The 13,836-nt window shown below is 60.4% G+C and carries 11 protein-coding genes; 5 read left to right on the forward strand and 6 right to left on the reverse strand.

Translation table 11 applies throughout. The annotated features are described in order from the left end of the window. The first annotated feature begins 25 nt into the window (after positions 1 to 25). Positions 26 to 979, forward strand: coding sequence for a choline ABC transporter substrate-binding protein (locus ASB65_RS24130; protein WP_060725573.1), 954 nt, complete (start codon positions 26 to 28; stop codon positions 977 to 979). Positions 980 to 993: 14 nt separating this feature from the next. Further along, complete coding sequence (gene betC, locus ASB65_RS24135; protein WP_060725574.1) at positions 994 to 2,508, forward strand: choline-sulfatase; 1,515 nt, start codon at positions 994 to 996, stop codon at positions 2,506 to 2,508. 15 nt (positions 2,509 to 2,523) lie between these two features. Here betC and ASB65_RS24140 read toward each other — a convergent pair whose 3' ends face one another. Genes ASB65_RS24140 through ASB65_RS24165 form a run of 6 tightly spaced genes read right to left on the reverse strand, consistent with a single transcriptional unit; the run spans position 2,524 to position 9,036 of the window. Continuing rightward, complete coding sequence (locus ASB65_RS24140) at positions 2,524 to 3,417, reverse strand: carbohydrate kinase family protein (RefSeq protein ID WP_060725575.1); 894 nt, start codon at positions 3,415 to 3,417, stop codon at positions 2,524 to 2,526. Next, entirely contained in the window at positions 3,414 to 4,454 is a 1,041-nt protein-coding gene (locus ASB65_RS24145; RefSeq protein ID WP_060725576.1) for an ABC transporter ATP-binding protein, read from the reverse strand. Before ASB65_RS24145 ends, ASB65_RS24140 begins: the two co-directional genes overlap by 4 nt. Continuing rightward, on the reverse strand, positions 4,454 to 5,968 hold the full coding sequence (gene argH, locus ASB65_RS24150; protein WP_060725577.1) for an argininosuccinate lyase: 1,515 nt from the start codon (positions 5,966 to 5,968) through the stop codon (positions 4,454 to 4,456). The genes ASB65_RS24145 and argH overlap by 1 nt, the downstream gene beginning before the upstream one ends. Positions 5,969 to 5,972: 4 nt before the next feature. Further along, positions 5,973 to 6,815, reverse strand: coding sequence for a carbohydrate ABC transporter permease (locus tag ASB65_RS24155; protein ID WP_060725578.1), 843 nt, complete (start codon positions 6,813 to 6,815; stop codon positions 5,973 to 5,975). After that, complete coding sequence (locus ASB65_RS24160; RefSeq protein ID WP_060725579.1) at positions 6,812 to 7,753, reverse strand: carbohydrate ABC transporter permease; 942 nt, start codon at positions 7,751 to 7,753, stop codon at positions 6,812 to 6,814. Before ASB65_RS24160 ends, ASB65_RS24155 begins: the two co-directional genes overlap by 4 nt. Before the next feature lie 17 nt (positions 7,754 to 7,770). Then, positions 7,771 to 9,036, reverse strand: coding sequence for an extracellular solute-binding protein (locus ASB65_RS24165; protein WP_060725580.1), 1,266 nt, complete (start codon positions 9,034 to 9,036; stop codon positions 7,771 to 7,773). 242 nt (positions 9,037 to 9,278) lie between these two features. On the opposite strand from ASB65_RS24165, the gene ASB65_RS24170 reads away from it, so the two are divergent. Genes ASB65_RS24170 through ASB65_RS24180 form a run of 3 tightly spaced genes read left to right on the forward strand, consistent with a single transcriptional unit; the run spans position 9,279 to position 13,835 of the window. Next, on the forward strand, positions 9,279 to 10,505 hold the full coding sequence (locus ASB65_RS24170) for an ROK family transcriptional regulator (protein ID WP_060725581.1): 1,227 nt from the start codon (positions 9,279 to 9,281) through the stop codon (positions 10,503 to 10,505). Between the two features lie 19 nt (positions 10,506 to 10,524). Beyond that, a complete protein-coding gene (locus ASB65_RS24175) occupies positions 10,525 to 12,927 on the forward strand; it encodes a PIG-L family deacetylase (protein WP_060725582.1) in 2,403 nt (800 codons plus the stop codon). Further along, on the forward strand, positions 12,924 to 13,835 hold the full coding sequence (locus ASB65_RS24180; RefSeq protein ID WP_060725583.1) for a DMT family transporter: 912 nt from the start codon (positions 12,924 to 12,926) through the stop codon (positions 13,833 to 13,835). The genes ASB65_RS24175 and ASB65_RS24180 overlap by 4 nt, the downstream gene beginning before the upstream one ends. The last annotated feature ends 1 nt before the right edge of the window (position 13,836 follow it).

Genomic DNA, 13,836 nt, shown 5'->3' on the forward strand with positions numbered 1-13,836 from the left:
CTGGACTAATAAAAGGGGAGCCGCAATGAAAACCGTTTCTCATCTGCATCGCATCGCCGCCGGCCTTATTCTGTCCGTTGCGGCATTCTCCACCCCGCTGCAGGCGGCTGATGACGCCACCTGCAAAACCATTCGCCTCAGCGATCCCGGCTGGACCGACATTACCGCCACCAACGGCGTCGCTTCCGTCGTGCTCGATGCGCTGGGTTATGAAGCCGACGTCAAGACGCTGTCGGTGCCGATCGGGTACCAGGCCATGAAAAATGGCGAAATCGATGTCTTTCTCGGCAACTGGATGCCGGCCCAGAAATCCTTCGTCGACGATCTGAACGCGGCGAAAGCGGCCGAGGTGATGACGAAGAACCTGGAGGGCGCCAAGTTCACGCTGGCGGTGCCTTCCTATATGGCGGAAAAGGGCGTGAAGGATTTTGCCGATCTCGCCAAACATGCCGATGAGTTCGAAAGCAAGATTTATGGCATCGAGCCGGGGGCACCGGCCAACCAGAATATCCAGAAGATCATCGACGCCAATGATTTCGGCCTGAAAGGCTGGCAGCTCGTTGAATCCGGCGAACAGGCCATGCTGGCGCAGGTGGAACGGGCGGGCAGGGACAAGAAGGCCGTGGTCTTCCTCGCCTGGGCGCCGCATCCGATGAATGAGAAGATCGATATCGCCTATCTCTCCGGAGGTGACGCCTATTTCGGCCCGAATTTCGGCGGCGCGGAAGTCTATACGCTGGCCCGCACCGGCTGGGCGCAGCAATGCCCGAATGCGGCGACGCTGTTCAAGAACCTGAAGTTTGATATCGGCATGGAAAACAGCCTGATGGGCTCCATTCTCGGCGGTGAGGATTCCAAAGCGGCGGCGACGGCCTGGCTGAAGGCCAATCCGAAGGTGCTGGATGGCTGGCTGCAAGGCGTCACCACGCTGGATGGCAAGCCGGGTGCGGACGCCGTCAAAGGCAAGCTTGGTCTCTAAGCCGGAAAGTCGAAATGCCGCGTCCCAATATCCTGATCCTGATGGCCGACCAGTTCAACGGGACGTTTTTTCCCGATGGTCCGGCCGATTTTCTGCACGCACCACATCTGAAAGCACTGGCGGAGCGGTCTGTCCGCTTCGCCAACACCTATACGGCAAGCCCGCTCTGCGCGCCGGCCCGCGCTTCTTTCATGTCCGGGCAGTTGCCCAGCCGGACGCGGGTCTATGATAACGCTGCCGAATTCGCTTCCGACATTCCGACCTATGCGCACCATCTGCGGGCGGCCGGTTATTACACCGGCCTTTCAGGCAAGATGCATTTCGTCGGACCGGACCAATTACATGGCTTCGAAGAGCGTCTGACGACGGATATCTATCCGGCGGATTTCGGCTGGACGCCTGATTATACCAAGCCCGGCGAACGGATCGACTGGTGGTATCACAATCTCGGCTCGGTCACCGGTGCGGGTATCGCTGAAATCACCAATCAGATGGAATATGATGACGAGGTGGCCTATCACGCCACCCGCAAGCTCTACGATCTGTCGCGCCGGCTCGATGACCGCCCCTGGTGCCTGACCGTCAGCTTCACCCATCCGCACGATCCCTATGTGGCGCGGCGCAAATTCTGGGATCTCTACGAGGATTGCCCGGCGCTTGATCCGCAGACATCGGCGATTGCCTTCGAGGAGCAGGATCCGCATTCGAAACGGTTGCTGGAAGCCTGCGATCATGAGGCTTTCGATATTTCGCCAAAGCAGATACGCCGCGCACGGCGCGGTTATTTCGCCAATATCTCCTATATCGACGAGAAGGTCGGTGAGATTCTCGACGTGCTGAAAGCGACACGGATGGAGGAGGACACCATCATCCTCTTCCTGTCCGACCATGGCGACATGCTGGGCGAGCGTGGGCTTTGGTTCAAGATGTGTTTCTTTGAGGGCTCCGCCCGCGTGCCGCTGATGATCGCCGCACCCGGCTGGCAGCCGGCCCTGATCGACACGCCCGTCTCGACGCTCGATGTCACGCCGACGCTCTGCGGGCTTGCGGGCCTCGATATCACCTCGCTCAAACGCTGGACCGATGGCGAAGACCTGTCGGCGCTGGCTGCGGGAACTGGAGAGCGCGGCCCGGTGCCGATGGAATATGCCGCCGAAGGCTCGATCGCGCCGCTCGTCGCCATCAGGGACGGCCGCTACAAGCTCTCGGTCTGCGAAACCGATCCGCCGCTCCTCTATGATATCGAGGCTGATCCCGAGGAGCGCGCGAACCTTGCCGGCGATCCCGCTTTCAGTGCCGTGCTTTCATCGCTTGCCAGCGAAATCAACCGGCGCTGGCAATTGCCTGTTTTCGATGCTGCCGTGCGGGAAAGTCAGGCGCGGCGCTGGGTGGTCTACAAGGCGTTGCGCAATGGCGCTTATTACCCGTGGGATTACCAGCCACTGCAAAAGGCCTCCGAACGCTACATGCGCAACCACATGGACCTTAACGTGCTGGAAGAGAACCAGCGTTTTCCGCGCGGGGAGTGATGCGGGCAGGGCGTCTCACGCGGCGGCGGTCACCTTCGGTGCGCCGCCTGCCGCCTGCACGGCAAGACTGCCCGCTGCGATGCCGGCTTCGAGGCATTGCTGTTCGTCCTGACCCTGAAGCCATGTATCAAGAAAACCGGCATTAAAGGCATCGCCTGCGCCGGTCGTATCGACCACCGGGACCTTTTGGGCGGCTTTATGCTGAATCCCGGCTGCAGATGATACCCATGCACCCTCCGCGCCGCCTTTGAGGGCGACGATCGGGAAAGCCTCCGCCAATCTCCGGATAGCCGTTTCCGGTTCCGAATGCCCGGTGATTGCTTCGGCCTCTTCAAGATTGGGCAAAAAAACGTCGACACCGGCACAGGCCCTGAGCAGACCCTTGTCGTAGATCAGCGAGGCGTCCCAGCTCGGGTCGAGCGAGACGGACAATCCGCTCGCCTTGGCGCGCGCGACGAGATCGGGGATTTCGTGCAAAGTAGCGAATTCGGCGATGTGCAGATGCCGTGCCTTGTCCCACGCAAGGGCGGCATCCAGTGTCGAAGGCCGGGCGGCGCCGGCGCGGCGTGTCAAAAATGCACGGTCGTGGCCAACCACCGTTGCCACCGTGACCTGCGGCCCCGCATCCGCCGAATGCTCCAGAAATCGCAGGTCGACACCGCTCTTTTGCATTTTCTCACCGATATCGCGCGAGAAGGGGTCGGTGCCGAGCCTTGCCAGCAGCGCAGCGGGACGGCCGATATGGGCGAGATGTGCGGCGGCGATGAAAGCCCCGCCGCCGGCGGCGATTTCCATGTCGCGTGCAAACAGCTCCCGGCCGAGCACCGGCAATTCGTCAAGCCCGGTGAAAATGAGGTCGCAATAGATGCGGCCAATGCTGATGACGGCTGATTTTTCTGTTGTCATCATGCGCGGCCCAGAAGCTTTTCCGTCTTCGCATCGAAAAGATAGAGCGCGCCTGTTTCCGCCCGGCATTGTAGCCGGCTGCCGACTGCGGGAATGGATTTGCCTCTCGAGGTTGCGATCACCGAGGTGGCGTCGGTGTCCAGATGAACCAGTGTTTCCGGGCCAAGAGGCTCGACCGCGGTTACCGTTCCTTCAAGCTTGAACGTGCCTTGCGGCGCTTCGCTCTCGCCCACCAGCAGGTCGTGCGGCCGCACACCGATCAAAAACTCGCCCGTGGCGGAGGGCGTAACGCTGTTGGTTGTTTTGGTCCCTCGCAGGAGGTTCATCGAGGGGCTGCCGATGAAGCGCGCGGTAAACACATCGACGGGTGTTTCGTAGAGTTCAGTCGGCGTGCCAACCTGCAGGATATGGCCGTCCTTCATGACGACGATCCGGTCCGCCATGGTCATGGCTTCCACCTGATCGTGGGTAACGTAGACGGTTGTCGTTTTAAGACGTTGGTGCAAGCGCTTGATTTCAATGCGCATCTGCGATCTCAGCTGGGCGTCGAGATTGGAGAGCGGCTCGGCGAAAAGAAAGGCAGCGGGATCGCGCACCATGGCACGGCCGATGGCGACGCGCTGCCGCTGGCCGCCGGACAAAGCCGCTGGCCGACGGTCGAGCAACGCCTCAAGCCCCAGCACCTTCCCGGCCTCTTCGATACGCCGGTTCTTTTCCGCCTTGTCGAGCTTTGCGGTATAAAGCCCGAAGCCAATATTCTGGCGAACCGTCATATGCGGGTAGATCGCATAGTTCTGGAAGACCATGGCGATGTTGCGCTGTTTCGGTTCCTTCTCGTTGACGACGTCCCCGCCGATCTTCAGCGTGCCGTCGGAAATTTCTTCGAGCCCTGCGATCATGCGCAGTGTCGTCGATTTTCCGCAGCCGGACGGGCCGACAAAAACGACGAATTCGCCGTCTTCAATGGCAAGGTCGATACCTTTGACCGCCTCCACCTTGCCGTAGCGCTTCACGAGTTGATTGAGTTCGATTGTCGCCATTATCTCGCTCCCGTCAGGGCAGTAAATTTCTCTGCAAGCTCGGCGGCCTTCGCCGCTTCGTGATCGGCGGATCGTTGCGCTTCCGCCTCGAATACACCAAGCTTGCCGCGATAGGCGGCAATCGCCTCGCGCATCGGTTCGGGGGCGGGGCCGCCGAAGCGGCTGCGCACCGCGACAAAGTGCTCCGGCGAGACGATCTGCCTGAACTTCTCTTCGCTGATGCCGGCTTTGCGCCCCGCCAGCTCCTCGAACGCGTTGAGGAACGGCTGGTAGCCGTCATTCGGTAGATCGCCCTTCAGCGCGACAACGCTTTTGGCGACGGTTGCGGCGATCTCATGGGCCTGGCGGAATGACAGGTCCTCGATGCGGACAAGCGAATCCGCCAGTTCCGTGATGGTGATGCAGGAACGGCGAATATTCTGGTCGACCCTTTCCGGATCGATGCTGATCTGGCCGACAAGGCTGGCGAGGAGATCGAGAACCCGGCCGGCCGAGGCGAAGGCCTCGTAACCCATGCCCTGCGTTTCGCCCTCGCTGTCATTCATGTCGGTGAAGGGCGTATTGTGCATCACGTCGAGCATGGTTCGTGCCCGGCCGAATGTCTGGCTGGCGAGGTGGCGCAGATGTTCGATTGGAACCGGGTTGCGTTTCTGCGGCATGATCGAGGAAATCTGTACCAGCGAATTCGGTACATAGATTTGCCCGACTTCGAAGCTCGTCCAGAACTGGAAGTCCTGAATGAGCCTGCCGAGATGCAGGAACATCAGTTCGATCGCGCCATAGGTCGCCGTCGTATAGTCGACGGCGGCGATGCAGGAATAGGAATTGCGCAGCGGCGCGGCAAAACCGAGAAGCTCGGCGACGCGGGCGCGATCAATGGGAAAGCCGGAGGTGGTGATGGCGGCGGCGCCCATGGGTGAGAGATCGACGATTCGGCGAGCTTCCGCGAAGCGGTCGATATCCCGAATGAGGACTTCGCTGGCGGCGGAGAGATAATGGCCGAAGGTGGTGGGCTGCGCCGGCTGTCCATGCGTATAGGCCACGATCAGTGTGGATTGATTGCGCTCGGCGGCATCGATCAGCGCTTTCAGCAGAACCCGCGCCTTGGCGGTGAGCGTGTCGATCTTTTCCTTGAGGCCGATCTTGAACAGGGTGTGATCGATATCGTTGCGCGAGCGGGCCGTATGCAGGCGGCCGGCGACATCGACGCCGATACGGGCTTTCAGTTCCTTTTCGATCAGGAAGAAGAAATCCTCGACCTCGCCGGTATAGACAAGCTCCGATGGCTCGATGGTTCTGTCTATGTCTTCGAGCGCGCCGGCGATTTTCGCCGCCGTTTCGGCGTCGAGAATTCCGGTTTCGCGCAGCATGACGAGATGCGCACGGTCGATGCGGCGAAACCCGTCGACATGGTGGTTCTTGGCGCCATCGAAAAGCGGGCGCAGCACTGTTTCCTTGTAGACCGGATCGGGAAACTTGCTGGTATCGGACAGGCGCGGGTTGATATCGGCCATGATATTATCCTTTCAGACCCGCCAGCATCACACCGCGAACGATGTAGCGTTGCAGGACGATGAAGACGATAAGGGTGGGGATGGTCGCAATGGCTGCGCCCGTCATGATCATTTCCCACTGGATCTGCTGTTCCACCGCAAAGCTCGAAAGCCCGACCGGCAGCGTATAGAGCTCCTTGCTTGTCGTGACGATCAGCGGCCAGAAAAAGGCTGTCCAGTTGCCGAGGAAGGTGAAGATCGCGAGAGCGGAGAGCGCCGGCGTGACGAGCGGCAGGGCGACTTTCCACCAGATCTGGAACTCGTTGAGCCCATCGACGCGTGCGGCCTCGATGAAGTCGTTCGGAACCGTCTCGAAGAACTGCTTCATCAGGAAGGTGCCGAATGCCGTCATCATTCCCGGGAACATGATGCCCCAGTAGCTGTCGAGCCAGCCCAGCTGGCTGGACATCAGATACCATGGAATGACAAGCATTTCCGTCGGAATCATCAGCGTCGACAGGATGGCGAGGAAGATGAAATAGCGGCCGCGGAACTCGAATTTCGCCAGCGTGTAGCCGACCAGACTGTCAAAAAAGCAGTTGGAAACGGTGACGATGACCGCAACCAGCATCGAGTTGAAGAACCATCGCAGGAAACGGCCGTCGGCCATCACGGTGACGTAGTTCGCAAGCGTCGGCGCAGCCGGGATGAGCCTGAGGTCATAGACCTGATCCGCCGTCTTGAACGAGGTCGAGAACATGAAAAGCAGCGGTGAGATCATGATAAGGCCGCCGATGAACAGCAGCGTCCAGGTGACGATGCGGCCGGGGCGGATGCGGGCGTGGGAGAGTGGCGACGCTTCGCTCATTTCTTTTCCCTCAGGACCCAGAGCTGGACCAGCGATACGACAAGAAGAATGGTGAACAGGACGACCGTCTGTGCTGCGGCATAGCCCATGGCATAGGAATTGAACGCGGTCTGGTAGATCATCAGCACCAGCGGCTTGGTTGAGCCGAGCGGTCCGCCCGGATCATTGGTGGTCATGTTGTAGACCTGGTCGAAGATGCGCAGGAAGCCGATCGAGGAAAAGACCACGAGGAAAACGGTGGTTGGTTTCAGGAGCGGCAGCGTGATCTTTCGAAGGATCGCCCATTCGCCGAGCCCGTCGATGCGGGCGGCTTCGTAGAATGTCGTCGGAATGGCGCGCAGGCCCGCCATGAAGATGATGATCTGGAAACCGAGCCCCGCCCAGATGGCTGTCACCATGACCGAATAAAGCGCCTGATCGGTGGAGCGGATGAAGGGCTGCTGCGGAATGCCGATCATGCCAAGCACATCGTTGATGATGCCGATCGGCGGCGGCTGGTAGAACCAGCGCCAGACCCAGGCCATGGCCGCTGCGGTCGTCAGATAGGGCAGGAAATAAAGCGCGCGGATGAAACCGTGCAGGATGCGGACCCGGTCAAGATAAAAGGCGATGACAAAAGCCAGCACCAGACTGATCGGCGTGCCGACGATGAGATAGGTGAAGGTATTCTTGAATACCTTCCAGAATTGCGGGTCCTTGAACAGCTTCACATAATTGGCGATGCCGATGAACTTCGCTGGCCGCAGAAGGTCCCAGTTGGTGAAGGACAGATAGAAGGCCTGTAGCGTCGGGTAAAAACGGATGACGCTGTAGAAGAGGATCGGGATCGCCAGAAAGCTCCAGATCCACAAAAGCCGTTTCGTGCGCATGGAAAGGCGATCCCCGAAGGAGCCGCCGGGGCGGCCGGATGCCGCCCCCTGTTGATCTATCGCTGTCATGGTTGGACCTGCGGTTTTCAGGGTTTCGCCGCGTCGATGATTTCCTGCTCGGCCTCGGCGGCCTGCTTGATGGAATCCTCGACCGACTGGCCCTCGAGCAGGACACGGTTGGTCATGTCGATGGCGTTCTGCCGCTGGGCCGCCTCATCCATGAACAGCGTCGTGTGGGCATATTCCAGACCCTTCAGGAACGGCGCGTAGATCGGGTCCTTCAGGTTTTCTTCGGTCAGCGCCGCCGAGCGCCGTGCCGGCAACTCGCCCACCGTCTTCAGCCAGATCGCCATGGCTTCCGGGGAAGAGATATAGGCGAGGAACTTCTTGGAGGCCTCAAGCTCTTCACCCGTGGTCTTGGCGCTGATGCCATTGGCGAAGTAGCTGGCATAGTTGGAGCGGATATTCTTGTCATTGGTGGGAAGTTCGGTCACGCCCCACTCGAAATCCTTGATGGTGCGGAACGAGCCCAGCCGGAAGGTGCCATCGATGGTCATGCCGGCCTTACCGGCGCGGAAGGCCGCCTGGCCCTCATCCATGAAACCCACTTGGCCTATCTTCTTTTCAAGCTGTAGGCTGGTGTAGAATTTCAGCGCCTGACTGCCCGGCTCGCTATTATAGGCGACCTTCTGGTCATTATCGGTATAGGGCTCACCGCCATATTGGCGAATGAGGACTTCACGCCACCACTGGTGGTCCTGGCCGCCCATGTCGAGTGTGGACCCGGCAACGGTGAGGTTTCCGGCGGCGTCGTGCTTGGCGATTTTTTCCGCGGCAGCGACGAACTCATCGAGCGTCTTCGGCGGATTGGCTGGATCGAGGCCGGCTTCGGTGAAGAGCTTCTTGTTGTAGAACAGGGCGAGCGAACGAACCGCTGTCGGCAGGCCGTAGTAGTCGTCGCCGCGCTTCATGGCGCTGATGATGGGGAAGAATTCGCTTTCGATCTTGTCATGCGGGAACGCGTCTGCCGGCAGCGGCTGCAAGATGCCGCCGGCTGCGAACTTGTCCAGCCAGCCGTAAAACAGCTGCATCACGTCAGGCCCCTTGCCGGACATGTTGGCGGCAATCACGCGGGTCTGGTAGTCGGCGTAAGGAAAGGTCACCTGCTTGACGGTGATGTCAGGATTGGCCTTCTGAAACTCCGCGATCAGCTCGTCCATGGCTTTCACGCGTGTGTCGAAGACATATTGCCAATATTCGATTTCAACCGCCTGCGCGGCGTTGAATGCAAATGTGCTGAAACCGGCAACCAAGCCGGCGAACAGAGTTGCCCTGCGCATGTAAGCCTCCATTTCCTCCGTCCGGTCTTCCGGATGCGGAGCGATCGTTCCCTTTATCCGCGCTTTCGCGCGCGCTCATCGATTTGCCGGCTGCGGAGTTTCCTCTTCCGCCCCAAACAAGCCTGACCCCCGGTCGCCCTCTACGGTTCTCTGAAGGCGCGCGTTTGTCAATAAGATAATTTACTTGAATTATTATATTGCGCTTATCGTCAATTCGACGCTATGAATTTTCTAAGAGACGGGAAGTTGAAGAGATGACGGTGCACACGGTGGACGATTATCCCGTAGCAATCGGAAAAAATCCTGAGCGGAGCCGCGAACATAACCGGCGAGTCGTTCTAGACATTATCCGGCGGCACGGATCGCTCGGTCGCGCCCAGATTGCCAAGATCACGCATCTGACGCCGCAGGCGGTCGCCAATATCGTTGATGAACTGATGGGCGAGGAATTGCTGAAGGAACTCGGCCGTCGTCGCACGGGCAGGGGCCAGCCGCCGGTCCAGTTCGCCGTCAACCCGGATGGTGGTGCGACGATCGGTGTGGAAATCGCCGCCGACCATATGGTCACCGTTGGCCTCGATCTTGCCGGCGTGTTGCGCACCCATCGTGTTACCCCCCTCAAGGACACGACACCGGACGCCATATTCAAGACCTTTGCCGCCGAGCATGCCGCTGTTGCGAATAATCTCGGCTGCAGGCTGCTTGGCACCGGGGTCGTCATGCCCGGTCCCTTTGAGATCGACGGCATGACCTCCGTGGGACCGACGACGCTTTCCGGCTGGGGCGGCATCGATGCCCGGCAGATGCTGGGCGAAGCCTGCGGCCAGTCTGTCGTGGTCGAAAACGATGCGACTGCGGCAGCGGTCGGGGAACGCCTGTTCGGCGCGGGACTGGCTATCCCGAATTTCTGCATGATCTATTTCGGCGTCGGTATTGGCCTCGGCATCATTCAGGATGGCGCGCCCTATCGCGGTGCCTTCGGAAATGCCGGCGAAATCGGCCATGTGACCGTTTCGCCAAAGGGAAGGCCTTGCCCCTCCTGCGGGCAGAGAGGGTGCCTGGAAGCCTATGCCTCAGTCTATGTGCTGAAGGAAAAGCTTGTCTGCGCCGGTGTCGCTGATACGGAACTTGACGATCTGGAAGCCCTGTTCAGGGCTGGCAATCCGGTGGTGATGGAATGGATAGAGGAGGCCGCCGTCCATCTCGCGCCCATGGTTGCGATGCTCGAGAATATTCTTGATCCCCAGACGGTCATTCTCGGCGGCGCGCTGCCTGAGATCATCATCAGCGAGATCATTGCGCGGATGGGGCCTTTGCCGACGTCGGTTGCAAGCCGGCGGCAACGGGAGCTGCCGCGGGTCATCCACGGCAAGTCCGGGCAATTGACTGCGGCGCTCGGGGCCGCCGCCTTGCCGCTGTTCGACATCGTCACACCGAAACTCGAGACATCCCCGGGAGCCGCAGCGCAGGCACCCGGCTGAATATTGGAGGAGACCGCCCATGCTTAACCCCCGGGAGCGCATCGAACGGCAGATGGCCGATCCGTGGCTCATTCGCCTGCATCGCAAGCTGAGCGCACTGAAATCCACCGTGACCGTCATGCATACCGGCGCGCATCCGGATGACGAGCAGAACGGGTTGCTTGCCTATTTCCGCATGGAGCTGGGCATGCGGATCATCATCGCCTGCTCCACACGCGGTGAGGGCGGGCAGAATGCGCTGGGGCCGGAACGGCTGGGCGCGCTTGGCGTCATCCGGTCGCGGGAGCTGGAGGAGGCTGCGCGCGTCATCGATGCTGATATCAGCTGGCTCGGCCATGGCCCGGCGGATATTATTCACGACTTCGGTTTTTCCAAGGATGGCGACCAGACCTTTAACCGCTGGGGGCAGCAGCGCATTGTCGAGCGGCTGGTTCGCGCCTACCGCAAGGAGCGGCCGGATATCGTCATTCCGACATTTCTCGATGTGCCGGGACAGCACGGGCACCACCGGGCCATGACGCGGGCGGCGAAAAGCGCGATCGCGCTGGCGGCGGATCCTGCGGCCTATCCCGAGCATTTAGCCGAGGGGCTGAAACCGTGGCAGGTGGCCAAATATTACCTCCCCGCATGGTCTGGCGGTGGCGACACCTATGATGACGAAGTGCCGCCGCCGGAGACTACGCTGATAGTCAATGCTCCGGGCAAGGAGGCGGCCACCGGTGCGCAATATGACCGCATCGGCGAATGGTCGCGTTATTATCATGCGTCGCAGGGAATGGGGCATTGGCCGAAGCGGGCGCAGGAGGTCTGGCCGCTGCATCTGGAACTCGCCAGTGAAGCGGCGGGCGAAGAGCACTCGATCCTCGACAGCCTGCCGTCTTCCCTGTCGGACCTTGCGGCTTTCCCCGGGCTGGATGCGGAATTGGCACAGGCGCTGGTCAAGGCGGAACAGGCGATAAGCGAAGCAATCTCGGCCTTTCCCGACAGGGAGCGGATCACGGCGTTGCTTCTTGCGGCGGCGGCGCTTTTGCAGAAGGTTGACGAGGCCGCAGCTGCGGATTTCAAGGAGCTGCACGGCCATCGGATCGGGCGCAAGCGGGCGCAGGTCGACGCCGCTATCCTGACGGCGCTCGATGTTTTCGAGCGGGCCTATGCCGAGCCGGCGGAGATCGTTCCGGGCGGAACATCGGTTCTTTCCGTGGAGCTTTCAGACAAGGCGGCTGAACTTGATGTCGAGGTCACGCCGGTCCTGCCATCAGGTGTGTCGTCATCCATTCAGTCGCGTGGCGAGACGCTGGTCTTTTCGCTTGCTGCCGATAAGGATTCTGCTGTTTCGGGACTTTATCAGCCCGAATGGAAAGCATTGGGCGGCAATGGCCATGCCTCTGTGCTGCTTTCCGCAACGGTTGAAGGCAGAAAGGTTTCGGCGGCTTTCGATCTGGAGGAGCCGTTTTTCGTAACGCCCGCGCAGTCGCTGACGATCGCGCCTGATGCCCTTCTGGTTCCGTTTGGACAGGGGCAGGACACCCATGTCTTTCAGGCGCACATAAAGGGTGCCGATGCGCCGCTGTCGTTCAGGAATACGGGCGGCTGGGACCTGCGCAAGAGCGGTGGTGACTGGATTGCGGAACGCACTGGCGAGGCCAAGGCAGGCCTTGCCCAGATCGAAGCGCTTGTCGGTTCCCAACCCGCTTTCCAGATCACGCCCATCGCCTATCCGCATATCGGCAGGGCAAGGTTTCTGGCGCCGTCCGTTTTGAAAATCCTGTCGCTGGACCTCAAGCTGCCCGAGGGCGCTCGCGTCGGTTATGTCGGTGGCGGTGCCGACAGGGTGGGTCTTTGGCTGTCGCGCATGGGCCTCGATGTCAGCGAACTCGATGCCCAGGCGCTGGGCGGTGACCTGTCGTCCTTCACGACGATCGTTATCGGCATCTTTGCCTTCGGCATCCGCAAGGATCTGGCCGCCGCAACGGAAAGGCTTCACCGTTTCGTCGAGGATGGCGGCCATCTCGTTACGCTCTATCACCGGCCGACCGATGGATGGAACCCGGAGACGACGCCTGTGAGACGGCTCGAGATCGGCAAGCCTTCCTTGCGCTGGCGTGTAACCGATTCGCAGGCGGAGGTGACGGTGCTGGCACCCGAACATCCGCTGCTTGCAGGCCCCAACAGGATTGATGCCGCTGACTGGGCGGGCTGGGACAAGGAACGTGGGCTCTATTTCGCCGCGCGCTGGGATGATGTCTACGAGCCCTTGCTCGCCATGCACGATGTCGATGAGCAGCCGCTCAAGGGCGCGCTGGTTTCGGGTGTCATCGGCAAGGGCCGGCATACCCATACCAGCCTTGTGCTGCACCACCAGATGGACAAGCTCGTGCCCGGGGCCTTCCGCCTCATGGCCAATCTTGTGCAGCCGGCGTGAATGGCGACGCCCAGAGCGAAGAACAGGAAAACCCGCGCGAAACGGATACGCGCGCGGGCATTGGCTGGTTGTTGCTGGACATGACCCTTGTCGCGGGCGGAATGACCGCGCTCGTCAAGGCGCAGGGAGTTACCTATCCCGCCTTCCAGCTGGTCTTTATCAGGGCGATGATCGGTCTGATGTTCATCCTGCCGCTCATCTGGCGACACAGGGGAGAAATGGTGCGCGTCAAATATCCCTGGCGCAACATTTTCCGCATTTGCTGCAACGCCATTGCACTCACCAGCAATTTCATCGCCATCACCCTTTTGCCGCTTGCGACCGTCAATGCCGTCGGTTTCTCCCGGCCATTGGTAACGATGGCGATGGCAGTTGCCTTTCTTGGCGAAAGTGTGAGCCGTTTTCGCTGGGCTGGGGCCTGTCTTGCATTTGTCGGCGTTCTGGTTGTCATCGGGCCGGGCGGCACGGAGTTTGGCGCGGGCGTGATTGTTGTTCTGGTATCGGTGGTGTTCGGGGCGTTTGCGGTGATTCAGACCCGGGCGCTGCGGCAGGAGAACACCACGGTCATGATGGTGTTCTACACGGTGGGCCTCGCCGTCATCACCGCCGTTCCGGCAATATGGACATGGAAGCCGGTTGTGTCATTTGACTGGGTTCCGCTGCTCGGCATCGGATTGCTGGCGCAGATGGGGCAATATTGCTTCCTGCGAGCCTATCGTGTCGCGGATGCCAGTGTCCTTGCGCCGGTCAGCTATCTGTCGATCCTGTTTGTGATCGCTGTCGGATATTTTCTGTTCGATGAAGTGCCTGAAACCCGCGTGGTGTTCGGCATCGTCATTATTCTTGTGTCGCTGCAATCGACTGCCCTTGCGGAATATCTGCTGAAAAGGCTGCGCCGCAAAGGCTGAC

The sequence above is a fragment of the Agrobacterium tumefaciens str. B6 genome (assembly GCF_001541315.1).
GTDB lineage: Bacteria > Pseudomonadota > Alphaproteobacteria > Rhizobiales > Rhizobiaceae > Agrobacterium > Agrobacterium radiobacter.